Source organism: Paracoccus pacificus (assembly GCF_042680785.1).
GTDB lineage: Bacteria > Pseudomonadota > Alphaproteobacteria > Rhodobacterales > Rhodobacteraceae > Paracoccus > Paracoccus pacificus.
On the sequence record NZ_JBHUEN010000031.1, the window covers coordinates 1 to 22,242 of the forward strand.

The window sequence follows — 22,242 nt, forward strand, 5'->3', positions numbered from 1 at the left end:
GACCTGCTACCGTGGAACTTCAAGCCGTCAAGCTAAGTCGACAGTGGGGGCCAGCGACCGCTTACAATCATCCAGATAGTTCATCAACTCGTCGCCCGCTGGATCAAGCCGCTCGGGCGGGCGGAACCGCTCAAGTTCAGCGGTGAACTTCTCAAGGTATTCTTGAGCTGCTCCCTTTGCGAAGGATTTGCTGTTCGTCAGCGCGTCAACGGCTCGTCTGGACGCAGCACCCGTCGGCATCCGAACGGCGTCTTGATCGTTCGTGATATAGTGCGGGGCGGTTCCGAGTTCCGGCTTCTTGTGAAAGGGCTTGTCGAATAGCCATCTAAGAAGTTGCTCAAACCTTTCGGTTCGACGACTGTCGTCGGTGAAGTCCACGAAAATCCGCGAAGTGTAGTAGGCTGGAACAAGCGGCTTTCCATTCTCATCGTTCTCTCGGACACAAACAACAAACTTGCCTTCGTCTCGTTTGGCAAAAATCTCACTTGAGATGATCTGCGCTTCGGTACCCGCCCCGCCCGCTCGAAGGTTGGACTTTTCTACATACGCGCGGTCAGAAACGATGATGACCTTATCGACCGAGGTGTCTGTGACCATCCGCTCCATGAATGCCGAAGCTTCGCCCCCTTCCCGCAAGTCCCACTTGTCGAGAACGATGTCGACACCAGATTCTACAAGATCACAGGCGAGGCCAAGCACCCATTCTTCGTGTTCCGGGCTGCTCCAACTATATGAAATGAATGCTCGCGGGGCTTTATCCGGCAACTTGATTCCTCCTGTGGTCCCATTGTTATGGAGGAGCTATTGCCCGGGACGTCAAGTGGGTTGCCCGATTGTGGGAACTCCATTCTCAGCCGGTGATGACTCGGCAAGGTCGGCGAGTCATCAAAAAGTCATCATTTCGCTGGGACATACTGGAACGCATCGAGACGCCAGATAACAAAAAACCCAGCGATTGCCGGGTTTGCGTTGGGTCGCGGTCTATCTGGGACGCATGGAAACGTATTATTGGTAGCGGAGGAGGGATTTGAACCCCCGACACAAGGATTATGATTCCTCTGCTCTAACCAACTGAGCTACTCCGCCACGGGTGGGGGGGATGTAAGGTGGTCTGGCGGGGGCGTCAAGTAGATTGTTGCCCTGCACCCGCGCTCCGTTCCGTCCCCCGTTAAGCCCGCCGTTACGTCCCCGGTTCAGCGTGCCTTCACGACCTGCAAAAGCGGCATCACCTCGGCCATTTCGGGGCCGTGGTCCAGTCCGGTCAGGGCGCGGCGCAGGGGCATGAACAGCGCCTTGCCCTTGCGGCCGGTGGCCTCTTTCACCTGCGCGGTCCATTCCGACCATGTTGTGTCCGTATAGGGCGGCGGCGGCAGCAGAGTCATGGCCTCGGTGACGAACGCGGCATCCTCGGGCGCGATCTGGGGCGTCGCGCCTTGGCTGAAGATGGTCCACCACTCGGCCAGATCGTCCAGCTTGGTGATGTTATGCGAGGCCACGCGCCAGAACCGTTCGGCCAGCGCGTCGGGAACGCCCAGGGCGGCAACCCGGTCCCTGACCACCGCGAAGGGCAGCGCCTGGTTGCGGGCGCGGGTCAGCGGCCACAGATCTTCGGCATCGAATTTGGTCGGCGAGGCGCCGAAATGGCTCAGCTCGAACCCGGCCGCGATCTCGTCCAGCGACAACAGCTCGACCGGTTGCGACGATCCCAGCCGTGCCATCAGCGATACCAGCGCCTCGGGCGCGACGCCCTGTTCGCGCAGATCGCGCAGCGACAGCGTGCCCAGCCGTTTGGACAGTTCCTCGCCCTGCGCGCCGGTCAGCAGGCTGTGATGGGCGAACCGCGGCGGCTGGCCGCCAATGGCACGCATGATCTGTATCTGGGTCGCCGTATTGGTGACGTGGTCGGCGCCCCGCACGATGTCGGTAACGCCCATGTCGATATCGTCGACCGAGCTTGCAAAGGTGTACAGCACCTGCCCGTCGTGACGGATCAGCACCGGGTCGCTGACCGACGCCGCGTCGATCGAGATCGGGCCGAGAATCCCGTCCTCCCACTCGATGCGGTTCTGATCCAGAAGAAAGCGCCAATAGCCCGCGCGGCCCTCGGCCCGCAGGGCGGCCTTCTGGTCGTCACTCAGCGCCAGACCGGCGCGGTCATAGACCGGCGGGCGGCCCATGTTCAAAAGCTTCTTGCGCTTCAGGTCCAGTTCGGTCGGGGTCTCGAAAACCTCGTACAGACGACCCTCGGCGCGCAGTTGATCGGCGACCTCGGCATAGCGGTCCAGCCGGTCGGATTGCCGTTCCATCCGGTCCCAGTGCAGGCCCAGCCATTCCAGATCGCGCTGGATGCCATCGGCGTATTCCTGTTTCGAGCGTTCGCGGTCGGTGTCGTCCAGCCGCAGGATAAAGGTTCCCCCGGCTTTCTTCGCGATAAGATAGTTCATCAGCGCGGAACGCAGGTTGCCGATATGGATATGTCCGGTCGGCGAGGGGGCAAAACGGGTGGTGGTCATGGCACTCTCCTGATCGTGCCCGCTCTTTCACAATGGCCGCTTTTTGTCCATATCAGGGGCAGCCCGAAAGGATTTGCCATGAACGAGCTGAGTGAACTTGTTGCCCCCGACGCCGCGATGATCGAGCGGCTGGCCCGCAGCGCGATGGCGACGCTGCCCGCCGCCTTCGCCGGTCCCGCCCAAGAGGTGAATCTGCGGGTCGAGGAATTCGCCCCCGAGGAATTCCTGCACGATCTCGACATCGACGACCCGTTCGAGCTGTCCGGCCTGTATGAAGGTATTCCGATGACCGAGAAATCGGTCAGCGACCCGCAGACCGACCCGGATACTATCTGGTTGTTCCGGCGTGCCATTCTGGACGAATGGGTCAGCCGGGGGGATGTGGCGCTGGGGGCGCTGGTCACCCATGTGGTGGTCCATGAACTCGCCCATCACTTCGGCTGGAGCGATGACGACATCGCCAAAATCGACCGTTGGTGGGAATGACCCAGGCCCCGATCCTGACCGTCACGCTGAACCCGGCGCTGGATATCTCGACCGCGGTTGATCACGTGCGGCCGGATGTAAAGCTGCGCTGCGATGCGCCGGCGATCGATCCCGGCGGCGGCGGTGTCAACGTCAGCCGCGCGATTGCCGTGCTGGGCGGCGAATCAACCGCCGTCGTCGCGCTTGGCGGCCCGGTGGGCCAGCATATCGCCGACATGCTCCGCGCGGTGGGACTGCCGATGATCGCGATACAGGCGCCGGGCGACACCCGGCAGTCATTCGCCGTCATCGACCGCGAAAGCCGTCAGCAATACCGCTTTGTTATGCCGGGGCCGGAGTGGTCAAAGGCCGACACCGACCGCTCGCTTGACGTGATCGCCAAGGCGGCGCGTGCCGGGTTTGTGGTCCTGTCGGGCTCGAACCCGCCGGGCGTCGGCGCGGAATACGCCGCGCGTCTGGCCGAACGTCTGACACGCGGCGATGCCGGGCTGATCGTCGACACCTCGGGCGCGGCGCTGAAAGCGGTGGCTGAAGGCGGCCACGGCGTCGCGTTGCTGCGCATGGACGCCGAAGAGGCCGCGGGCCTTGCGGGACGAGAGCTGACCGCGCGGGCCGACACCGCCGCATTCGCGGCGTCGCTGGTCGCCGCCGGGGCCGCGCAGGCGGTAATCGTCGCCCGTGGCGGGGACGGCAACATCATCGCGTCGGGGGGCGGCGCATGGCATGCCGAGGCCGCGAAGGTCGAGGTGGTCAGCAAGGTCGGCGCCGGGGACAGCTTTGTCGCCGGCTTCACGCTGGGCCTCGCGCGCGGGCATTCGCCGCAGGACGCGCTTGGGCTGGGCGCGGCCATGGCCTCGGCCACCTGCATGACACCCGCGACCGAGTTGTGCCGCGCCGAGGATGTCGAGCGGCTGTTCGCCGCCCGTGTGATCTCACGGCTTTAGGGGGCGACCGGGACGTTTGCGAATACCGCGCGGCATTCCCTTCATCCGTTATGTGAGAAGAAACCGGGCGCCGCCATCGAAGCGGTCAGGCGCGCTCCAACCCCTCGCGCAGATAGCGGCGCAGCACCCGTTCCAGCTTGCCCGCGCCAAGCGGCGCCATCTGTTTGGTGTGGTCGTGGCTGATCGCCTCATCCGACAGGCCGGCGCCCATGTTGGTGATCACGCTGATTGCCGCGCAGCGCAGGCCAAGAAAGCGGGCAAGGATGATTTCCGGCACCGTCGACATCCCGACCGCGTCCATGCCCAGAATGCGGGCGGCGCGGATTTCGGCCGGGGTTTCAAAGCTGGGGCCGGAAAACCAGCCATAGACCCCCTCGGGCAGGTCCACACCCTCGGCTTTCGCGGCATCGCCCAGCGCCCTGCGGATCCCGGGGTCATGGGCGTCGGTCATCGGCACGAAACGCGCATCGGTCTTTTCGCCGATCAGCGGGTTCATTCCGGCGAAAGCGATGTGATCGGACAGCATCATCAGACCGCCGGGCGGAATCTCGGGGCGCAACGATCCGGCGGCGTTGGTCAGGATCAACTGCGTGCAGCCAAGCCCCCGCAGCAGTTGCAAGGCCGGTCGCATGGCGTCGGCGCGACCGTTTTCGTAATAATGCGCGCGGCCGCCCAGCACGGCGACCCGGCGTCCCTCCAACTGACCGATCACCAGATTGGGGTTGTGGCCCGAGACACCGGCATGGGGCATTCCCGGCAATTCGGAATAGGGAATCGCCACGCCTTCCACCGCCTTTGCCAGATGCCCAAGCCCCGAGCCGAGGATCAGGGCCAGTTCGGGCGGCGCGGCGCCGGCGCGGTCATGCACAAGGGCGACGGGATCCTGGGTCATTTCAGCGCCGCCGGTTCACCGATTTCGGTCGCTTCAAACAGGATCAGCCGTATGCGCGAGCCGTCCATCTCGATCTCGGCCTTTCCCTTCAGACTGCAGGGGGTGCCGCCTCCGAACATGGCGAACTTGCAGTCCGCCAGCCGCTTGCGCGCCGCGCGACCGGCATCGAGCACCACGGGATAGGTCCGCCCGGCGCCATCCCGGAACGCCAGCGCCTCATCCTCCATGACATTGAGGCCCGCGCCGATATGCCCGTCGATCTCGACTTCCTTGCCGATGATCCCGGCCAGCGCCGTGTCGAGCGTTTCCGCCTGCCCGGCAAGCGGTATGATCGCAGCCAGCAGGACCAGTAACCTAGCGTTCCTTGACATAGGGTTCTCCGCCCGCGCGCGGCGGGATGGCGCGGCCGATGAAGCCGGCGAGGATGATGACGGTCAGGATATAGGGCAGCGCCTGCATGAACTGTGCCGGCAGGCTGATCGGGCCGATCGTCAGGTTCGGGTAGTAATTGGCGATGGCGGTCAGGATGCCGAACAGGAAGGTGGCACCCATCGCATACCAAGGGCGCCATTTGGCGAAGATCAGGGCGGCCAGCGCGATATAACCCCGCTCGGCGGTCATGTCCTTCACGAAGCCCGCCGACAGGGCGGTCGACAGATAGGCCCCGGCGAAACCACAAAGAACCCCGCAGATCAGCACCGCTGCAAAGCGCAGGCGGGTGACGGATACACCGGCCGTGTCGACCGATGCCGGATTTTCCCCGACCGCCCGCAACCGCAGCCCGAACCGGGTGCGGTACAGAATCCACCATGTCAGCGGCACGCAGAGCACCGCGAAATAGACCAGAATCGAATGGCCCGAAATCAGGTCGCGATAGATCGGCCCGATGATCGGCAGGGGCGCAAGCGCATCCGCGCCCGGCAGCGTGATCTCGGTCATGCGGGGATAGCTGGTCAGCGCCTTCACCGTATCCGGCCCCAGAAACCGGCCCAGAAAGTCGCGGAACGGCTGGGTGATCGCATCAAGCTCGGCCCCCACCGACAGCGACGGCGTGCGGCCGCCCAGATGGAACAGCTTCTGCCCCAGAAGCACGGTCAACCCGGACGCGAGGAAGTTGATCGCCACGCCGGAAATCAACTGATTACCCCGGAAGGTGATCGAGGTGACACCATGCAGCGCCGCCAGAAGCACCGATGAGAGGATACCGGCAATCAGCCCCAGCCACACGTTTCCGGTCAGCGCCGCCACCGTGGCCGAGGCGAAGGCGGCCATCAGCATCTTGCCCTCAAGCCCGATGTCGAAGATGCCCGCGCGTTCCGAAAACAGCCCGGCCAGACAGGCCAGCAGCAGGGGCGTCGACAGCCGGATCGCGCTTTCAAGGATTTGCAGGATGATGTTGAAATCCATGGGTCAGCCCCGATCCGTTGCCAGCCGGAAGGCGACATAGGTCAGAAATGCGCCGCTAAACGCCTCGATTCCGCTCCGCGCGCGGGCATAGGCCAGCCGGAAGGGCGTCGCGGACAGCAGCACCGCATAGGCAGCAAGTCCCGCCAGCGACAGCAGAAAAGCGCCCGCGACGAATGCCGCGATAACGGGGCCGGGCGAGGCCACGGCCACCGCCTGAACGGCATAGGCCGCAGCGAACCCGGGCAGCCAGGGGATCAGCGCGTCGATCATCCGCGTCTCCGCAGGGCGCGGGCGGTGAAGAACCGCTCCAACGGCATGCGCACCATATTGTCCAGCGCGCCGGTGAACAGGATGACCAGCGCCTGTATGACGATGATCAGCTCGCGCGGGATGCTGGTCCAAAGCGCAAGCTCACCGCCGCCCTGATACAGAAACCCGAACAGAAGTGCTGCCAGCACGATGCCGGCGGGATGGTTACGGCCCATCAGCGCCACGGCGATGCCGATGAAACCGGCGCCCTCGACCGCGTTCAGAACCAGCCGCTCGGCTTCGCCCATCACGTTGTTGATCGACATCAACCCGGCCAGCGCGCCCGAAATCAGCATGGCGATGATGGTGATCTGGGTGGGCGAGATGCCGGCGTAACGCGCGGCGGGCTCGGATTTGCCGAAGGCGCGGATCTCATAGCCGAGACGCGTCCGCCAGATCAGCAGCCACACCCCGAATGCGGCGGCCAGCGCGATGAACAGGGTGATGTTGGCCGGGGTCTTGTTCCCCCATTGCAGGCCAATGCTTTCGGCGAGCTCCCACAGCTTCGGCAGTTGCGCGCCGGGCGGAAAGCGGGCGGTCGCCGGGTCCTGACTGCCCGTCGGGCGCAGGTAGTTGACCATGACATAGTTCAGAAGCGAGGCCGCGATGATGTTGAACATGATCGTGGTGATGACGATATGGCTGCCGCGCTTGGCCTGAAGCCATGCGGGGATGAACGCCCATAGCGCGCCGAAAACGGCGGCGCCCACCGATGCGGCCAGCAGCGCCAGCGACCAGTGCGGCCAAGGCAGCGCCAGCGCCACAAGCGCCACCCCAAGCCCGCCAAGCGTCGCCTGACCCTCACCGCCGATGTTGAACAGCCCGGCATGATAGGCGACGGCCACGGCGAGCCCGGTAAAGATGAAATTCGTCGCGTAATACAGCGTATAGCCCCAGGCATAGCTGGACCCGAGCGCCCCCACGACCATCGTGTTCAGCGCCTCCCACGGGCTTTCGCCGATCGCCAGAACCACAAGGGCCGAGATGGCAAAGGCCAGCACCAGCGAAATCAGCGGCGTCAGGATGACATCCGCCCATTTCGGCATCTTGTCCATCAGTCACGCACCCTTTCCGCTACCACTCATGCACCTGCGTCATCACCCGGTCCGGTTGCAGAAGCTGGTCGCAAAAGCGCGTAAACGCCGCCGCGTCCGCCATGCGCGGCGTGGCGTCCAGCGGTCGCCCGCTGTTCAGCGGATAAAACAGCGTTTCGCGGCGCGGGTCGCGCGTCGTCGGAAAGGCGTTGCGATGCAGCGCGACGGTGGCGACGCCGGTGCCATTGGTGCCACCGCCCCAATTGGCCACGCAGCGGCCATCGCGCGCGGTTGCAAGGCTTTGGTTGCCATTGGTCCCGGCAGCGCGCAGAACGCAGGCGGTTCCCTTGTCGGTGCTGGCGCAACTGGCGCTGCCCGAGGCTTGCAGGGTGGCAAGCGGCGCCGGGTCGGCCCAGGCGCCCCCGGGGGTCCGGGCCAGCAACAAGGCCTCGGGTCCGTCCGGGGCGGCGTTCGGAAAAAGCACACCGGGGCCTGACTCGGCGCAGGCCGTCAGGCCAAGAACGAAAGTCAGCGCGATCATTGGGCTTAATGGTTTCATGCGGGTTCTCCCGGCAAATTCTCGACATGTTTCTGGGCGGGCGGAATGCCCGCTTCTGGCAGGTTGTCCGCATCCGCGGGTGGTTCGGCGACGCCGGCCATCAGCAGGCCAAGCTCTTGCGCGGTGGTCTCGGCGGGCAGGCGCTCGCCCATGATGCGGCCGTCGAACATCACCGCGATGCGGTCCGACAGCGACATGATCTCGTCCAGTTCGACCGAGACCAGCAGCACCGCCTTGCCCGCGTCGCGCAGCGCGACGATGCGCTTGTGAATGAATTCGATGGCGCCGATGTCCACCCCGCGCGTCGGCTGGCCGATCAGCAGAAGGTCGGGGTTCCGCTCGATCTCGCGGGCGACGACGATCTTTTGCTGATTGCCGCCTGAAAAGTTGCGGGCGGCCAGTTCGGGGTTGGGGGGACGTATGTCGAAACGTTCGATCTTGCCGGCCGCGTCGGCGCGGATCGCGACCCGGTCCTGCATCGGGCCGTTGCTGAATTCGGGGGCGTCCTGATAGCCGAAAACGCAATTCTCCCAGGCGGTGAAATCCATGATCAGCCCCTCGACCTGCCGATCTTCGGGAACATGGCCGATGCCGCGCTTGCGGCGGGTGCCGGCGTCCGAGCGCGCCCCGGTCAGATCCAGCGACTGCCCGTTCACCAGAACTTCGCCCGAAACCTTGCTGCCGGGTTCGGGATAGCCGCCCAACAGTTCCAGAAGCTGGGTCTGGCCGTTGCCGCTGACCCCGGCGACGCCCAGAATTTCGCCGGCCCGGATGTTCAGGTCGATGCCGCGCAGGCGTTCCACCTTGTCATTGTCGATCAGCCGCAGGTTCCTGACCTCCAGCACCGGCGCGCCAGGGGTCGCGGGGGATTTCTCGACCCGCAGCAGGACCTTGCGGCCGACCATCGCCTCGGCCAGTTCGGCGGGCGAGGTCTCGCGCGTGCGGAAATGGGCGACCATCTCGCCGCGCCGCATGACCGAGACATTATCGGTGATTTCCATGATTTCGCGCAGCTTATGGGTGATCAGAACGATGGTTTTCCCCTGTTCCTTCAAACCGCGCAGGATCCGAAACAGATGGTCCGCCTCGGCCGGGGTCAGGACGCCGGTCGGTTCGTCCAGGATCAGGATGTCGGCCTGACGGTACAGCGCCTTCAGAATCTCGACCCGCTGCTGGTGGCCTACCGAAAGTTCTTCGATGACCTCGTCGGGATCGACGTTCAGCTCATATTCCTTGGCCAGACGCTGCAATTCGCCGCGCGCGCGCCGAAGCGAGGGGCGCAGCAGCGGCCCGTCCTCGGCCCCGAGGATCACGTTTTCCAGAACGGTGAAATTCTGGACCAGCTTGAAATGCTGGAAAACCATGCCGATGCCGGCTCGGATCGCGGCCTGACTGTCGGGAATGGACACGGGCCGCCCGTTGATCAGGATCTCGCCCGAGTCCGGTTTGTAAAACCCGTAGAGGATCGACATGAGTGTCGATTTCCCGGCACCGTTTTCACCGATAATGCCGTGGATCGTGCCTTTCGCGACGGTCAGGCTGATGTCGCGGTTCGCCTGTACCGGGCCAAACGCCTTGCTGATCCCGCGCAACTCAATGGCGGCAGGGGCAGAGTTCACGCTCTGCCCCTGCGAAGGGCTTTGGTCAGGCGCAGGGGCCATCAGGATACGGGGCAGCTGCTGTCAGAGGTATAGTTGTGGACCTTCACCTCGCCCGATTTGATCTTGGCGGTCGCGTCATCCAGCGCCTTCTGGATCTCGGACGTGATCAGCGGCTTGTTGTTATCGTCCATCGCCACGCCCACGCCATCGGATGCCACGTCCCACAGGTTTGTGCCGGGTTTCACGTCGGGGCCGGCCTTGAACGCGTCATAGACGGCATTGTCCACCCGCTTGATCGCCGAGGTGAGCACTTTTCCCGGGTGCAGGGGGTTCTGGTTGCTGTCGACGCCGATGGACAGGATGCCTTCGTCCGCCGCGGCTTGCAGCACGCCGATCCCGGTGCCGCCGGCTGCCGCATAGATCACGTCGGCGCCCTGCGATTTCTGCGCTTTCGCCAGTTCCGCGCCCTTCACCGGGTCGTTCCATGCGGTGGGCGTGGTGCCGGTCATGTTCTGGATGACCTTGGCGTCGGGATTGGCGGCTTTCACACCCTGCACATAACCGCAGGCAAAGTTGCGGATCAGCGGCACGTCCATGCCCCCGATAAAGCCGACCGTGCCGGTCTTGGTCGCGGTGCCCGCCATCACGCCGGCCAGATAGGAACCCTGTTCATCCGCGAATACGTTCGACTGCACATTGGGCTGGTCGACCACGCTGTCGATGATGACGAATTTCGTCTCCGGGTAATCGGGCGCGACCTTGTTCAGCACCTCGGCAAAGGCAAAGCCGGTCATGACCACCGGGTTGGCGCCGGTTTCGGCCAGCCGCCGAAGCGCCTGTTCGCGCTGCGCCTCGGACTGCATTTCCAGTTCCTTGTAGGTGCCGCCGGTTTCGGCCTTCCAGCGTTCGGCCCCGGCAAAGGCGGCCTCATTGAAGGATTTGTCGAACTTGCCGCCCAGATCATAGATCAGCGCCGGGTCGGCCAGCGCTGCACCAGACGCCAGCGCCAGTGCCGCCGCCGAGGCCAGCAGGGTTTTCGAGATGAACATTTTTCCTCACCCATTTTGCGCGGGTCTGATCGCCCGCAATATGATGGGGATTAGGCGACAAGGGGGGCAGGTGGTCAACCGGATTCTTGTCCGGGCCCCAGCGTCAGATTCATCAGAACCGCATCAAGCGGCGGATGGCCGGCGAGGCGGTAATAGCCCTTGCGCCGCCCTGCAACCTGCCAGCCGTTCGCCAGATACAGCGCCTGCGCGGCCAGATTATCCGCCGCAACCTCAAGAAATGCGCGGCGCGCGCCGCGTCCCCGGGCAGCATCGGCGAAGGCTTGCGTCAGCCTGCCTCCGGTCCCGGCGCGCCGGGCGGCGGGTTCGACGGCAAGGGTCAGCAACTCTGCCTCATCCAGAATCGTGCGCCCCAGCAGAAAGCCGTCGCGCCCGGACAGGGCAAAGACGCCGGGCGTGGCCAGAAACGCGGCGAATTCCGGTTCGGACCATGGCCGGGGGTTGGTGAAGGACGCAGCATGGATCGCCGCCATGCGCGCCGGCGTCACGGGATGATCCGGGGCGCGGGATCGCGCGGCGGCGCGGCGTCGGCGGGGCGCAGATAGATCGGCGCCGGGCGCGTGACGGCATCACCTGTCAGCGCGCGGGCGCGGGCGATGCGGGCGATGGCAACGGCCAGCGGGTAGACGGGGGCAAGCGGGTAGGCGGGGGCAAGCGGGTGGGCGGGGGCAAGACCCGCCGGCGCGCCCGGGCCGGTGGACGGCAACCCGTCATCGGGAAGCTCGCGGATCAGCCGGATCTGGCCCTCCGGCTGGCCCGGGTCGGCCGGGAATTCCTGACAGATCATCTCGCCCCGCGCCGCCGGGATGATCACGCGCAACGGGCGGGGCAGGTCCAGCGCCATGGCATCCGGCCCCGAAACCCCGATCGCCGGGATGCCAAGCGACAGCGCCAGCCCGCGGGCCGCAGCGACCGAGATCCGCACGCCGGTGAAATTCCCCGGGCCGATACCGACACCGATACGGGACAAATCCTTCCAGTCGGCGTCAGCACCCTTCAGCAGGTCTTGCAGCAGCGGAAACAGCCGCTCGGCCTGACCTTTCGTCATCGGCTCGACGGTTTCGGCCAGAACCCTGTCGCCCGACAGCAAAGCGGCCGCGCAATGCGCGGCCGATGTGTCGAATCCCAGCGTCAGATCGCTATCCGGCAACGGGCCGGACCTCGACGACCTCGGGGATGTAATGGCGCAGCAGATTCTCGATCCCCATCTTCAGCGTCAGGGTCGAGGACGGGCAACCCGCGCAGGCACCCTGCATATGCAGATAGACCACGCCCCGATCGAACCCGTGGAAGGTGATGTCACCGCCGTCCTGCGCCACGGCCGGGCGCACGCGGGTGTCCAGCAATTCCTTGATCTGGACGACGATCTCGGCATCCGGGCCGTCGCCATGGGTCGCGTGACCGCCGGCGGCGGCCGCTGCGGCTTCCGTGACCGCCGGGGCGCCGGACTGGAAATGCTCCAGTATCGCACCAAGAACCGAGGGTTTGATGTGATCCCAGCTCGCATCGGCGGATTTGGTCACCGTGACGAAATCCGAGCCGAGGAAAACGCCGGTCACGCCGGGAACGGCGAACACCCGCGCGGCCAGCGGGCTGGCCCCGGCAGCCTCGGCGTCGGGGTAATCGGCGGTGCCCGTCCCCAGCACCGGTTCACCGGGCAGGAACTTCAGCGTGGCGGGGTTTGGCGTCGTCTCGGTCTGAATGAACATCGGATGCTCCTTTGGTCCGTGATATGGGGATCCGCACCCGGCCGAGTCAAGCGCCCCAAACGCCATTCGGCGGGCAAATCGACCGATGCGCCACGGCAATGCGACGCCCCCCCGTGGGCATGAGTATGGGGATGGGGATGGGTATGGGCATGGGTCAGGTGATCCGTTCCAACCGTTCCTTGGGGATGTCGCCGGGCACGATGGTCACCGGGCAGGGCAGGGTGCCCAGATTTCGCATGATATGGGCGACGATGGGGCCCGGGCCGGCCTTTTCGCTGCTGGCGCCCAGAACCAGCACCCCGATATCGGTATCCTCGGCGATCTGAGAGGTGATCTCAGTGGTGACGTCGCCTTCGCGGATGACCAGTTCCGGAAAGATCTGGTGGCGGTCGCGCATCCACTTGGCGAAAACCTCGAAATGCGCCTCGATCCTTTCGCGCGCCTCGGCCCGCATCACCTCGGCCACGCCGAAGCCGTGCTGGATTTCGTCGGGCGCGATGACCGACAGAACCGTGACGCCCCCGCCGGTTTTCGAGGCCCGCATCGCGGCGAAGCGCATCGCGTTCAGGCACTCTTTGGTGTCATCCAGCACGACGAGGAATTTGCGCATCGGGCAGCCTTGTGTTGCGTGATCGGCATGCGACCGCCGATGGACTGTGGCGCAAGCGGGCGCAGCTTACAAGTATGGCAAGAAACCGATGCTTCGCCGACACAATCCGGCCCGGCCGCGTCCGGGGTGGTTGACCATAAGGCGAGGCTGCGATTTACAGGCGGAAATCAGTCACAGGCCGCCCCATTGTGGGCCTTTGGTTACGGGTCGATCTAACAACATGCCAGCCGGCGTTGCAGCCAAATGACGTTCAGCAAGCGCCTGTTTGACATCTGCTTTGCATTGATCCTGCTTATCCCCCTGGGGGCGATCATGCTGGTGACGGCGCTGGTTATCCTGATCCGCGATGGCCGTCCGGTGATCTACGTCTCGGAACGCATGCATGCGCCGGGCAAGCCCTTCGATCTGATCAAGTTCCGCACCATGCGCCACTCGGACGAGGATCAGGGCGTCTCGGGCGGTCACAAGGACTGGCGGGTCACGCCGCTGGGGGCATTTCTGCGCAAGACCCGGCTGGACGAGCTTCCGCAGCTTTTCAACATCCTGAAAGGCGATATCAGCTTTGTCGGCCCCCGGCCGCCGATGCGCGAATATGTCGAACGCCAGCCCGAGATCTATGCCGAGGTTCTGAAAAGCTGGCCGGGGGTGACCGGGCTTGCCTCGCTGGTCTATCACCGGCACGAGGAACACATCCTGCGACAGTGCAAGACCGCGGCCGAAACCGACGCCACCTATGTGCGCCGCTGCATCCCGGCCAAGGCCAAGCTGGACCTGATCTATCAGAAAAACCGCACGTTGTGTCTGGATCTGTGGGTGATCTGGACGACGTTGCAGCTTGTCGTCATTCGTCGCGGCAAGCAGCGCGGGGGGCCGCCGCGTCCGCCGCGTCGGACGCATCCGCATCATCAGGCGCCGGCGGAAACGGCATCGGATCATAGCTGACGCCGGTCAGATACAGGCCGTCCGGCGGGCAAACCGGCCCGCATGCGGCACGGCTCCGGGCCGCCAGCGCCTCGGCCACACGGGCGGGTGGCCAGGCGCCCGCGCCCACCCGCTCCAGCGTGCCGACGATCGACCGCACCTGATTGTGCAGGAAACTGCGGGCCGCCAGATGGAACCGGTATTCGGTGCCGCCCGGAACGGCATGCGCGGTGATATCGATCCGGTCCAGCGTCTTGACCGGGCTTTTCGCCTGACATATCGACGAGCGGAAGGTGGTGAAGTCATGCCGCCCGATCAGATGGCGCGCTCCCTCCCGCATCGCATCGGCATCAAGCGGGTTCAGCACCTGCCAGACCCGCCCGCGATCAAGTGTGGCGGGCGCGCGGCGGGCCAGAAGCCGAAAGGTATAGGCGCGCCCAAGCGCCGAAAAGCGGGCGTGGAAATCGTCATCGACCGGCGCCACCGCCAGAATGGCCACCGGCGCGGGTTTGAGATGCCAGTTCAGCGCCTCGCCCAGCCGGAACGGATCCCACGCGCGTTGCATGTCGGCATGCGCGACCTGTCCGGTGGCGTGCACGCCTGCATCGGTCCGCCCCGCCGCCGCGATCCGCGCGCCCTCGGCGAAACCGGGGTCGAGCCGGGCCAGCGCGGTTTCCACCGCCCCTTGCACGCTGGGCTGGTCGGCCTGCGCCTGCCATCCGGCAAAGGGACCCCCTTCATATTCGATCTTCAGCGCATATCTGGGCATAGGGTCCCATAACCTGCTTCAGTGCGAATGGGAACGGGGGGTCGGCGGCCGCGTTATGTCACTGGAATTACGGCAGGGATTTCCGAATGGGACTTGGTGATATGGCCGACGACGTGATGCGCGGCGTGGGCAGTCTTGGCGGTTGGTTCGATCCGACCATCCGGTTGGGTGTGACCGGCCTGTCGCGGGCCGGCAAGACCGTGTTCATAACCTCGCTGGTGGCCAATCTGCTGGACCGGGGCCGGATGCATGGGCTGAAGGCGGCGGCGAACGGCTCGATCCGCGCCGCATGGCTGCAACCCCAGCCTGACGACACCATCCCGCGCTTCGATTACGAGAAATACCTGAACGCCATGACCGGCGCCCATCCCTATTGGCCCGAAGGCACCCGCAGCGTCAGCGAGCTGCGCCTGTCGCTGCGGGTCCAGCCGGGGGGGCTGCTGGGCGGGTTCCGGGGGCCGCGCACGGTCAATCTGGATGTCGTCGATTATCCGGGCGAATGGCTGCTGGACCTGCGGCTGATGACCAAGGATTACGCCGAATGGTCGGCCGAGGTGCTGGCGCGCATGCCCGGCAGGCCGCTGGCCGAGGAATACCTGTCCCGACTCGCCTCGGTCGATCCCGCGGCCCGCTACACCGAGACCGAGGCGCAAGAGATCGCCGGCGCCTATACCGCGCAACTGGCGGCCGCGCGCGATGCCGGTTGGTCCGATTGCACGCCGGGGCGCTTCCTGATGCCGGGCGAGATGGCCGGATCGCCGGCGCTGACCTTCGCGCCCCTGCCGCCGCGCCCCGAAAACGCCGGCCGGTCCAGCCTGTGGCGCGAGTTTCAGCGCCGCTACGACGCCTATAAGTCGCAGGTGGTGAAACCCTTCTTCCGCGAACATTTCGCCCGCATCGACCGGCAGGTCGTGCTGGTCGACGTGCTGGGCGCCATCCATGCCGGCCCCGCGGCGGTCGAGGATATGCGCCGGGCGATGGCCGATATCCTGACCGCCTTCCGCCCCGGGCGCGCGGGCTGGCTGGCGCAGCTTCTGGGCGCCCGGCGGGTCGAGCGGATCCTGTTCGCCGCCACCAAGGCCGATCACCTGAACCATGTCCAGCATCCGCGCCTGACCAATATCCTGACCGCGATGCTGCGCGAGGCGCGGGACCGGGCCGATTTCTCGGGCGCGCGGACCGAGGCCATGGCGATCGCCGCCCTGCGCGCCACCACCGAGGAAACCATCCGGCAGGATGGCGAGGAATTGCCCGCGGTGCGCGGCACGCTGCTGGATGGCCGTCAGGCGGTGCTTTACCCCGGCGAGCTGCCGGCCGACCCTGCGGCCCTGCTTGCGCCGGCCCGGGAAGGCGCGCCGGCGTGGCTGGACGGCGATTATGCGGTCATGGATTTCGCCCCGGCAGCCCGGACGCTCAAACCCGGCGACGGGCCGCCGCATATCCGCATGGACAAGGCCATCGAGTTCCTGATCGGGGATCGCCTGTGATGATGCGCGACCGCCATCCGAACCGCCCGTGCACGACATGATAAGGGCCGCAACATGACCGACGATTCCAATGCCCCCGGACAGCCCCCGCGCCGCCGTGGCCCGGTGCTGATCGACCTTGGCCCCAGCGCGGCACCGCGCGGCGATCGTGGCCAGCCGCCGGACCTGACCGACAGCCCCGAACCCGGCGCCGAACGCCCGCGTCCGCAGGTCAGGATCTCCGGCGATGATGCTGGAGGCGGTCCCGGCCACGCCCCGGCCGATCCGCCGCCGTCGCCGGCCGACGTGCCGCCGATCAGCGACGATCCCGGGCCGGCAGGAATGCCGTCACCCCGGACCATGGAGATGGTGACGCGCATCGCCTCGGCCCGGCCATCGCCGATCGTGCGGTTCTTCATCAACACCGGCGTGGCGCTGTTCACCTTTTTGCTGTCGGTGGCGGCGCTCAGCTATATCTCGAACCTGATCACCCGGTTTCCGTTTCTGGGCTGGATCGGTGCCGGGCTGTTCATCCTGTTCACCCTCGCCGCCTTGGCGATGGCGTGGCGTGAATACCGGGCATGGGCCCAGTTCGCCCGCATAGACGCCATCAGCCGCGACTCGGCCGCCGCGCTGGAATCGGGCGATCTGGGCGCGGCGCGGGCGGTGGTCGGCAAGGTCACCGCGCTTTATGCGAACCGGCCGGAACTGCAATGGGGTCGCGCGCGGCTGGCCGAACGCGAGGGCGAGGCTTTCGATGCCGTGACCTTGATCGGGATGGCCGAAGCCGAACTTCTGGCGCCTCTGGATGCGGCGGCAAGACGCGAGATCGAGGCCGCCTCGCGCACTGTCGCGGCGGCCACGGCGCTGGTGCCGCTGGCATTCGCCGATGTCGCGACGGCGCTGGTCGCAAACCTGCGCATGATCCGCCGAATGGCCGAGATCTATGGCGGTCGCGCGGGCGCGGTCGGCGGCTGGCGGCTGGCGCGAAACGTCATGGCGCATCTGGTCGCCACCGGCGCGGTCGCGGGCGTCGACGACATGGTTCATACCGTCGCGGGGGGCGGCCTTCTGGCCAAGCTGAGCCGACGCTTTGGCGAGGGCGTGATCAACGGTGCCCTGACCGCCCGCGTCGGCATCGCGGCGATGGAGGTGTGCCGCCCGCTTCCCTTCGTGAACCTGCCGCATCCGCGCGTGACCAATATCGTCAGCCGCGCCCTGACCGGGCTGTTCGGGCGGGGTGACGACGAAAAGTCGGCCTGAGGGTCGGCCTTCGGCCCCCGATCCGCGTCACGCGGCAGCGGCGCGCGCTAGTCTTTCTTTGGTGCGGTTTCTTCCGGCGGGTCTTGGTCGCTGGTCGCGATACCCTCCAGCGGCGCGGGCTCGACCGGGACCGCGCGGGTGCGCAACGCGCCCTCATCCCGCAGCTTGGCGATCCGCGCCGCCATGAGTTTCGCGCGCCGACGGTGATAGGCCCGGATGACCGGCACGGTGACGTAATAGACGATCACGCTGGCGATCAGCCCCGGGATCAGCCCGCCGACCAGATAGGGCAGGAATATGTCGTGGAAGAACAGATAAAGCCCGTCCCAATGGGCTTCCTGGCTGGTGAAGATGGACGTGATGTTGTGGGTCAGATCCTCGCTTGCCCTTGCGAAGGCGCGGAAGATCCCGCCCGGGCTCAGCGCCCCTTCGACCCCCAGCATCCAGCGGCCCAGGGTGACCGAGGTCAGCGCGATGAACGGCGTGGTCAGCGGGTTGCCAAGGAACGTGCCGAGCAGGGCCGCCAGAATATTGCCCCGGATGATCCAGGCCACCGCCGCCGCCGACAGAAAGTGAAAGCCGAAAAACGGCGTGAACGACACGAACATCCCCGCCGCGGTGCCCCGACCGATCTTTTGCGGCTGATCGGGCAGACGGCGAAGGCGGTGGACGACATAGGTTCCGGCCCGGCGCCAGCCGCCGCGCGGATAAACCATTTCCGTCGCCATCTGAACGTAGGTTTTGGGGTTTCGGCGTTTGAACACGATCCGGCCTTTGTCTTGCCCCGCCGCCCGGCTCAGGGCTTCAGCGAGGGATCGCGCACACGATGCACCTGCGCCACGTCGCTTTCCGCCTCGAGCGCGGTCAGCAGTGAATGCAAATGCTCGACATCCCGCAGTTCGACCACGACGGTCAAACTGTAAAAGTCCGACTTGCGATCAGTGAATTCAAGATCCGAGATATTCGCCCCGTGCGATCCGATCAAGGTGCATATGCGGCCAAGCACCCCGGCATCGTTGCGGATCGTGATCCGGATTGTGGCCGAATAGGCTGCCGGATGGCGTCCTTCGTGCCAGTGCAGATCGACCCAGCGCTGGGGCTGATCCTCGAATTCGGCAAGGACCGGGCAGTCAATGGCATGGATGACCACGCCCTGCCCGCGATAGGTGATGCCGACGATCCGTTCGCCCGGAACCGGCTGGCAACAGGGCGCACGGCGAAAGTTCTGATCGGCCTCAAGACCCGCGACTGCCTTGTCGACCTGCACCAGCGTTTCATCCGGCCGGTCGCGGGCAAGCTCGGGATAGATCGCCTCGACCACCTCGCGCGCGGTCAGTTCGGCGCTGCCGATACGGGCCAGCACCTCGGTTTCGTCCGGCAGGGCCAGCGTGCGGGCGGCGGCGCGCAACGCCTTGTCCGTCACCCGCCGGCCGACATGTTCAAAAGCGACGCGGACAAGTTCCGCCCCAAGTCGCACGAAGCGGTCGCGATCCTCGTCGCGCAGGCTTTTGCGGATCGCCGCCTTGGCGCGGCCGGTCACCACCACATCGAGCCAGGTCGATTGCGGCCGCTGGCCGCTGGCGGTGATGATCTCGACCAACTGGCCGTTCTTGAGCCGCGACCACAGCGGCACCCGGATACCGTCGACCTTGGCGCCGACGCAGCTGTTGCCGATCCGCGTGTGGATCGCATAGGCATAATCAATCGGGGTGGCGCCCTTGGGCAACTGGATCACGTCGCCCTTGGGCGTGAAACAGAATACCTGATCGGAATACATCTCAAGCTTGACGTGTTCCAGAAAATCGTCGTGATCTTCGCCGCTTAACCGTTCGGTCAGGCTGCTGACCCATTCGGCCGGGTCCACGGCAAAGGGGTTCTGGGTGCGCACGCCGTCACGATAGGCCCAATGCGCGGCGACCCCGGCCTCGGCGACCTCGTGCATCTGGCGGGTACGGATCTGCACCTCGACCCGCTTGCCATCGCGCCCCGACACCGTGGTGTGGATCGACCGGTAACCGTTCGATTTCGGCTGGCTGATGTAATCCTTGAACCGCCCCGGAACCGCCCGCCAACGCTGATGGATCAGGCCGAGCGCGCGATAGCAGTCGGCCTCGGACCGGGTGATGATGCGAAAGCCGTAGATGTCCGACAGGCGCGAGAAGGCAAGCTGCTTTTCCTGCATCTTGCGCCAGACGCTGAACGGCTTTTTCGCCCGCCCGAAGACGTCGGCCTCGATGCCGGCCTTTTCCAGTTCGGCCCGGATATCGCTGGTGATCTTCTGGATCACATCGCCGGATTCACGCTGAAGGGTCACGAAGCGCCGGATGATCGAGTTCCGCGCCTCGGGGTTGATGACCTTGAAGGCCAGATCCTCAAGCTCCTCGCGCATCCATTGCATGCCCATGCGGCCGGCCAGCGGCGCGAAGATATCCATCGTCTCGCGGGCCTTCTGGATCTGCTTTTCATGCCGCATCGAGCGGATCGTGCGCATGTTGTGCAGCCGGTCGGCCAGCTTGATCAGAATGACCCGCAGGTCGCGGGACATGGCCATGAACAGCTTGCGGAAGTTTTCGGCCTGTTTGGACTGCGCCCCGCCAAGCTGAAGGTTGGTCAGCTTGGTGACGCCATCGACCAGATCGGCGATTTCGCGCCCGAACTTGTCGGCGATATCCGCCCAGGTCGAGCGGGTGTCCTCGATGGTGTCGTGCAAAAGCGCCGTGACGATCGTCGCATCGTCAAGCTGCATTTCCGTCAGAATCGCAGCGACGGCGACGGGATGGCTGAAATAATCCTCGCCCGACTGGCGCTTTTGGCCGTCATGCATCTGCTGCCCGTATTCGTAGGCACGGCGGATCAGGTCGGCGTTGGTCTTTGGGTTGTAATTGCTGACAAGCGTAATCAGGTCGTCGGCGTCCATTTCCCGCTCGGCGACGGCTGTATCCACGTCAGTCGCGTTCCTGCGCTTCCATCATCATGCGCAGCATACGCTCTTCGGATTCTTCATCCGCGGGCTTCGGACGATCGACCTCGGCACCCAGCAACAGGGCGATGGCGTCGTCTTCGGGCTCATCAACCTCGATCTGGGTCTGGGTCTGTTCGATCATCCGTTCGCGCAACTGATCGACGGGCTGGGTTTCATCGGCGATTTCGCGCAGCGCCACGACGGGGTTCTTGTCGTTGTCGCGGTCGATGGTCAGCGCGCTGCCGGCGGCGATTTCACGCGCACGATGGGCGGCCAGCATTACAAGGTCAAAGCGGTTAGGAACCTTGTCGACACAATCTTCGACTGTCACGCGGGCCATTGGGTCACCTATATCTGCGAATCGGGCATGGAAGTGCGGAAAGCGTTACTTGGTCAGCCACGCGGGAAATGTCAAGAAACAAAGGCCCGAACCGCGCTGCGTTCGGTCTCGGGCAGCGCCGCCAGCATCGCCGCGACCGAGGATTTCAGCCGTGGATGCACCCAGTCTGGCGCAACCTCGGCCAGCGGCGCAAGCACGAATGCGCGGTCCTGCATGCGCGGATGCGGCAGGATCAGCCGGTCCGGGGCGATTTCGCGCTGTTTTTCGGGGGAAAGCCCGCGCCACCGGTCCTGTTCCTCGTCGTCGGGCAGAACCAGATCGCCCATTGCAATCAAATCTATGTCAATCGGCCGCGCGGACCATCTTTGCCCGGAAATGCGTTCGCGGCCCAGATCGGCCTCGATCCCGTGCAGCACGGCCAGCAGCGCCTCGGGCGCAAGGGTCGTGTGCAGCGTCAGCGCCGCATTGGTGTAATCCGGCCCGGAACCGGCGGGAAAGGCCGGCGTCGTCCAGTAGCGGCTGACCGCCAGAAGCCGGATCCCGGGCGATTCCACCAGCATCGCGATTGCCCGGCCAAGGGTCCGCGCCGGGGATTGGCCGGCCTGGGTCAAATTGCCGCCCAAGGCACAAAGTGCGATGTTTTCGTGATTAAAAACAGCGTTTCCCATGACGATTACCTTGTGACATGATTTTATTTTGGCTACGTCAGGAAAACTAAATTCAAGGTCGCATGGTTGCGGCATGCTCCGCCATAACGGGGGCCTGCCTTGGTGAAGGGAACCAATGTTCTATAAAGATGATCGTTTGGCGATGTTCATAGACGGTGCCAATCTTTTTGCCGCAGCACGGGCATTGGGATTCGAAATTGACTATAAACTATTGCGGCAGGAGTTCGAGCGACGCGGCAAACTGCTGCGGGCGTTCTATTATACCGCGTTGCTGGAAACGGAAGAATATTCACCGATCCGACCTTTGATTGATTGGCTGAATTACAACGGCTATTCGCTGGTGACCAAACCGGCAAAGGAATATACCGACGCCTTCGGCCGGCGCAAGGTCAAGGGCAACATGGATATCGAGCTTGCGGTCAACGCCATGGAACTGGCCCCCCGGCTTGACCACGCCATCCTGTTTTCCGGCGACGGCGACTTTCGTCCGCTGGTCGAAAGCCTGCAGCGGCAGGGGGTGCGCGTTTCGGTCGTCTCCACCACCCGCAGCCAGCCGCCGATGATCGCGGATGAGTTGCGCCGACAGGCCGATAATTTCATCGAATTGGATGCGCTGCGCGATATCGTCGGGCGACCGTCCCGGACGAACACGTCAGAACGCAGCGAAACCATCACCGAAACCTAGGACCGGGCGGCCGGCGGGCGGATACCTGGGGTCGCGG

The 22,242-nt window shown here is 65.1% G+C and carries 25 protein-coding genes and 1 tRNA gene; 6 read left to right on the plus strand and 20 right to left on the minus strand.

Annotated features, from left to right (window positions below):
* Positions 1 to 27: 27 nt before the first annotated feature.
* The 3 genes from ACFSCT_RS10755 to gltX form a co-directional block, all read right to left on the minus strand.
* Positions 28 to 765, minus strand: coding sequence for a TIR domain-containing protein (locus ACFSCT_RS10755; RefSeq protein ID WP_379142638.1), 738 nt, complete (start codon positions 763 to 765; stop codon positions 28 to 30).
* A 244-nt stretch (positions 766 to 1,009) separates the two neighbouring features.
* A tRNA-Met gene (locus tag ACFSCT_RS10760) sits at positions 1,010 to 1,086 on the minus strand.
* Between the two features lie 107 nt (positions 1,087 to 1,193).
* Entirely contained in the window at positions 1,194 to 2,513 is a 1,320-nt protein-coding gene (gene gltX, locus ACFSCT_RS10765; protein ID WP_379142639.1) for a glutamate--tRNA ligase, read from the minus strand.
* A gap of 78 nt (positions 2,514 to 2,591) precedes the next feature.
* Between gltX and ACFSCT_RS10770 the strand changes: the two genes are divergently transcribed.
* Together ACFSCT_RS10770 and ACFSCT_RS10775 are read left to right on the plus strand one after the other, a co-directional pair.
* Positions 2,592 to 2,999, plus strand: a complete 408-nt coding sequence (locus ACFSCT_RS10770; RefSeq protein WP_379142641.1) for a metallopeptidase family protein — start codon at positions 2,592 to 2,594, stop codon at positions 2,997 to 2,999.
* Positions 2,996 to 3,943, plus strand: coding sequence for a 1-phosphofructokinase family hexose kinase (locus ACFSCT_RS10775; protein WP_379142642.1), 948 nt, complete (start codon positions 2,996 to 2,998; stop codon positions 3,941 to 3,943). Before ACFSCT_RS10770 ends, ACFSCT_RS10775 begins: the two co-directional genes overlap by 4 nt.
* A gap of 85 nt (positions 3,944 to 4,028) precedes the next feature.
* On the opposite strand, the gene ACFSCT_RS10780 is transcribed toward ACFSCT_RS10775, so the two are convergent.
* The 12 genes from ACFSCT_RS10780 to ACFSCT_RS10835 all read right to left on the minus strand — a co-directional run bounded on the left by ACFSCT_RS10780 (position 4,029) and on the right by ACFSCT_RS10835 (position 13,131).
* Positions 4,029 to 4,835: a purine-nucleoside phosphorylase gene (locus tag ACFSCT_RS10780; protein ID WP_379142643.1), complete on the minus strand. Its 807-nt coding sequence runs from the start codon at positions 4,833 to 4,835 to the stop codon at positions 4,029 to 4,031.
* Positions 4,832 to 5,206: a hypothetical protein gene (locus ACFSCT_RS10785; RefSeq protein WP_379142644.1), complete on the minus strand. Its 375-nt coding sequence runs from the start codon at positions 5,204 to 5,206 to the stop codon at positions 4,832 to 4,834. Before ACFSCT_RS10785 ends, ACFSCT_RS10780 begins: the two co-directional genes overlap by 4 nt.
* Positions 5,190 to 6,242, minus strand: a complete 1,053-nt coding sequence (locus ACFSCT_RS10790) for an ABC transporter permease (protein WP_379142645.1) — start codon at positions 6,240 to 6,242, stop codon at positions 5,190 to 5,192. The genes ACFSCT_RS10785 and ACFSCT_RS10790 overlap by 17 nt, the downstream gene beginning before the upstream one ends.
* Before the next feature lie 3 nt (positions 6,243 to 6,245).
* Positions 6,246 to 6,512: a hypothetical protein gene (locus ACFSCT_RS10795; RefSeq protein ID WP_379142646.1), complete on the minus strand. Its 267-nt coding sequence runs from the start codon at positions 6,510 to 6,512 to the stop codon at positions 6,246 to 6,248.
* Positions 6,509 to 7,606, minus strand: coding sequence for an ABC transporter permease (locus ACFSCT_RS10800; RefSeq protein WP_379142647.1), 1,098 nt, complete (start codon positions 7,604 to 7,606; stop codon positions 6,509 to 6,511). Before ACFSCT_RS10800 ends, ACFSCT_RS10795 begins: the two co-directional genes overlap by 4 nt.
* Before the next feature lie 19 nt (positions 7,607 to 7,625).
* The gene (locus ACFSCT_RS10805; RefSeq protein ID WP_379142648.1) at positions 7,626 to 8,126 is read right to left on the minus strand and encodes a hypothetical protein; all 501 of its coding nucleotides are present in this window, start codon (positions 8,124 to 8,126) and stop codon (positions 7,626 to 7,628) included.
* 14 nt (positions 8,127 to 8,140) lie between these two features.
* Entirely contained in the window at positions 8,141 to 9,805 is a 1,665-nt protein-coding gene (locus ACFSCT_RS10810) for an ABC transporter ATP-binding protein (protein ID WP_379142649.1), read from the minus strand.
* Positions 9,805 to 10,794: a BMP family lipoprotein gene (locus ACFSCT_RS10815; protein ID WP_379142650.1), complete on the minus strand. Its 990-nt coding sequence runs from the start codon at positions 10,792 to 10,794 to the stop codon at positions 9,805 to 9,807. Before ACFSCT_RS10815 ends, ACFSCT_RS10810 begins: the two co-directional genes overlap by 1 nt.
* Before the next feature lie 74 nt (positions 10,795 to 10,868).
* Complete coding sequence (locus tag ACFSCT_RS10820) at positions 10,869 to 11,300, minus strand: GNAT family N-acetyltransferase (protein WP_379142651.1); 432 nt, start codon at positions 11,298 to 11,300, stop codon at positions 10,869 to 10,871.
* Complete coding sequence (gene tsaB, locus ACFSCT_RS10825) at positions 11,297 to 11,962, minus strand: tRNA (adenosine(37)-N6)-threonylcarbamoyltransferase complex dimerization subunit type 1 TsaB (protein WP_379142652.1); 666 nt, start codon at positions 11,960 to 11,962, stop codon at positions 11,297 to 11,299. Before tsaB ends, ACFSCT_RS10820 begins: the two co-directional genes overlap by 4 nt.
* On the minus strand, positions 11,952 to 12,521 hold the full coding sequence (locus ACFSCT_RS10830; protein ID WP_379142654.1) for a NifU family protein: 570 nt from the start codon (positions 12,519 to 12,521) through the stop codon (positions 11,952 to 11,954). The genes tsaB and ACFSCT_RS10830 overlap by 11 nt, the downstream gene beginning before the upstream one ends.
* 154 nt (positions 12,522 to 12,675) lie before the next feature.
* Entirely contained in the window at positions 12,676 to 13,131 is a 456-nt protein-coding gene (locus ACFSCT_RS10835; RefSeq protein WP_379142655.1) for a universal stress protein, read from the minus strand.
* A gap of 243 nt (positions 13,132 to 13,374) precedes the next feature.
* Between ACFSCT_RS10835 and ACFSCT_RS10840 the strand changes: the two genes are divergently transcribed.
* Complete coding sequence (locus ACFSCT_RS10840; protein ID WP_379142656.1) at positions 13,375 to 14,073, plus strand: sugar transferase; 699 nt, start codon at positions 13,375 to 13,377, stop codon at positions 14,071 to 14,073.
* On the opposite strand, the gene truA is transcribed toward ACFSCT_RS10840, so the two are convergent.
* A complete protein-coding gene (gene truA / locus ACFSCT_RS10845; protein WP_379142658.1) occupies positions 13,973 to 14,821 on the minus strand; it encodes a tRNA pseudouridine(38-40) synthase TruA in 849 nt (282 codons plus the stop codon). The genes ACFSCT_RS10840 and truA overlap by 101 nt on opposite strands.
* Before the next feature lie 86 nt (positions 14,822 to 14,907).
* Here truA and ACFSCT_RS10850 point away from each other — a divergent pair, with 86 nt between their 5' ends.
* Positions 14,908 to 16,308: a YcjX family GTP-binding protein gene (locus ACFSCT_RS10850; RefSeq protein WP_379142661.1), complete on the plus strand. Its 1,401-nt coding sequence runs from the start codon at positions 14,908 to 14,910 to the stop codon at positions 16,306 to 16,308.
* 54 nt (positions 16,309 to 16,362) lie between these two features.
* On the plus strand, positions 16,363 to 17,550 hold the full coding sequence (locus ACFSCT_RS10855) for a YcjF family protein (RefSeq protein ID WP_379142663.1): 1,188 nt from the start codon (positions 16,363 to 16,365) through the stop codon (positions 17,548 to 17,550).
* Between the two features lie 47 nt (positions 17,551 to 17,597).
* Here the strand turns inward: ACFSCT_RS10855 and ACFSCT_RS10860 are convergent, their stop codons facing one another.
* The 4 genes from ACFSCT_RS10860 to folK all read right to left on the minus strand — a co-directional run bounded on the left by ACFSCT_RS10860 (position 17,598) and on the right by folK (position 21,520).
* On the minus strand, positions 17,598 to 18,314 hold the full coding sequence (locus ACFSCT_RS10860) for a DUF2062 domain-containing protein (protein WP_417629387.1): 717 nt from the start codon (positions 18,312 to 18,314) through the stop codon (positions 17,598 to 17,600).
* A 32-nt stretch (positions 18,315 to 18,346) separates the two neighbouring features.
* The gene (locus ACFSCT_RS10865; protein WP_379142890.1) at positions 18,347 to 20,467 is read right to left on the minus strand and encodes a RelA/SpoT family protein; all 2,121 of its coding nucleotides are present in this window, start codon (positions 20,465 to 20,467) and stop codon (positions 18,347 to 18,349) included.
* 28 nt (positions 20,468 to 20,495) lie between these two features.
* Positions 20,496 to 20,852 carry a DNA-directed RNA polymerase subunit omega gene (gene rpoZ, locus ACFSCT_RS10870; protein ID WP_379142665.1) on the minus strand — a complete coding sequence of 119 codons (357 nt, stop codon included), beginning with the start codon at positions 20,850 to 20,852 and terminating at the stop codon, positions 20,496 to 20,498.
* A gap of 71 nt (positions 20,853 to 20,923) precedes the next feature.
* Positions 20,924 to 21,520 (minus strand): 2-amino-4-hydroxy-6-hydroxymethyldihydropteridine diphosphokinase, encoded by a 597-nt coding sequence (gene folK / locus ACFSCT_RS10875; protein WP_379142667.1) that lies wholly within the window; start codon positions 21,518 to 21,520, stop codon positions 20,924 to 20,926.
* A gap of 115 nt (positions 21,521 to 21,635) precedes the next feature.
* Here folK and ACFSCT_RS10880 point away from each other — a divergent pair, with 115 nt between their 5' ends.
* The gene (locus ACFSCT_RS10880; protein ID WP_379142669.1) at positions 21,636 to 22,205 is read left to right on the plus strand and encodes a LabA-like NYN domain-containing protein; all 570 of its coding nucleotides are present in this window, start codon (positions 21,636 to 21,638) and stop codon (positions 22,203 to 22,205) included.
* Positions 22,206 to 22,242: the final 37 nt, after the last annotated feature.

Bases quoted from the DNA above. Each gene is read 5' to 3' on its own strand.
- ACFSCT_RS10815 (WP_379142650.1), bottom strand. From the start codon at position 10,794: ATGTTCATCTCGAAAACCCTGCTGGCCTCGGCGGCGGCACTGGCGCTG.
- ACFSCT_RS10770 (WP_379142641.1), top strand. From the start codon at position 2,592: ATGAACGAGCTGAGTGAACTTGTTGCCCCCGACGCCGCGATGATCGAG.
- ACFSCT_RS10835 (WP_379142655.1), bottom strand. From the start codon at position 13,131: ATGCGCAAATTCCTCGTCGTGCTGGATGACACCAAAGAGTGCCTGAAC.
- ACFSCT_RS10880 (WP_379142669.1), top strand. From the start codon at position 21,636: ATGTTCTATAAAGATGATCGTTTGGCGATGTTCATAGACGGTGCCAAT.
- truA (WP_379142658.1), bottom strand. From the start codon at position 14,821: ATGCCCAGATATGCGCTGAAGATCGAATATGAAGGGGGTCCCTTTGCC.
- ACFSCT_RS10775 (WP_379142642.1), top strand. From the start codon at position 2,996: ATGACCCAGGCCCCGATCCTGACCGTCACGCTGAACCCGGCGCTGGAT.
- ACFSCT_RS10810 (WP_379142649.1), bottom strand. From the start codon at position 9,805: ATGGCCCCTGCGCCTGACCAAAGCCCTTCGCAGGGGCAGAGCGTGAAC.
- ACFSCT_RS10865 (WP_379142890.1), bottom strand. From the start codon at position 20,467: ATGGACGCCGACGACCTGATTACGCTTGTCAGCAATTACAACCCAAAG.
- ACFSCT_RS10840 (WP_379142656.1), top strand. From the start codon at position 13,375: ATGACGTTCAGCAAGCGCCTGTTTGACATCTGCTTTGCATTGATCCTG.
- ACFSCT_RS10855 (WP_379142663.1), top strand. From the start codon at position 16,363: ATGACCGACGATTCCAATGCCCCCGGACAGCCCCCGCGCCGCCGTGGC.
- ACFSCT_RS10795 (WP_379142646.1), bottom strand. From the start codon at position 6,512: ATGATCGACGCGCTGATCCCCTGGCTGCCCGGGTTCGCTGCGGCCTAT.
- rpoZ (WP_379142665.1), bottom strand. From the start codon at position 20,852: ATGGCCCGCGTGACAGTCGAAGATTGTGTCGACAAGGTTCCTAACCGC.
- ACFSCT_RS10780 (WP_379142643.1), bottom strand. From the start codon at position 4,835: ATGACCCAGGATCCCGTCGCCCTTGTGCATGACCGCGCCGGCGCCGCG.
- ACFSCT_RS10785 (WP_379142644.1), bottom strand. From the start codon at position 5,206: ATGTCAAGGAACGCTAGGTTACTGGTCCTGCTGGCTGCGATCATACCG.
- ACFSCT_RS10850 (WP_379142661.1), top strand. From the start codon at position 14,908: ATGGGACTTGGTGATATGGCCGACGACGTGATGCGCGGCGTGGGCAGT.
- ACFSCT_RS10805 (WP_379142648.1), bottom strand. From the start codon at position 8,126: ATGATCGCGCTGACTTTCGTTCTTGGCCTGACGGCCTGCGCCGAGTCA.
- ACFSCT_RS10790 (WP_379142645.1), bottom strand. From the start codon at position 6,242: ATGGATTTCAACATCATCCTGCAAATCCTTGAAAGCGCGATCCGGCTG.
- ACFSCT_RS10830 (WP_379142654.1), bottom strand. From the start codon at position 12,521: ATGTTCATTCAGACCGAGACGACGCCAAACCCCGCCACGCTGAAGTTC.
- ACFSCT_RS10800 (WP_379142647.1), bottom strand. From the start codon at position 7,606: ATGGACAAGATGCCGAAATGGGCGGATGTCATCCTGACGCCGCTGATT.
- folK (WP_379142667.1), bottom strand. From the start codon at position 21,520: ATGGGAAACGCTGTTTTTAATCACGAAAACATCGCACTTTGTGCCTTG.
- gltX (WP_379142639.1), bottom strand. From the start codon at position 2,513: ATGACCACCACCCGTTTTGCCCCCTCGCCGACCGGACATATCCATATC.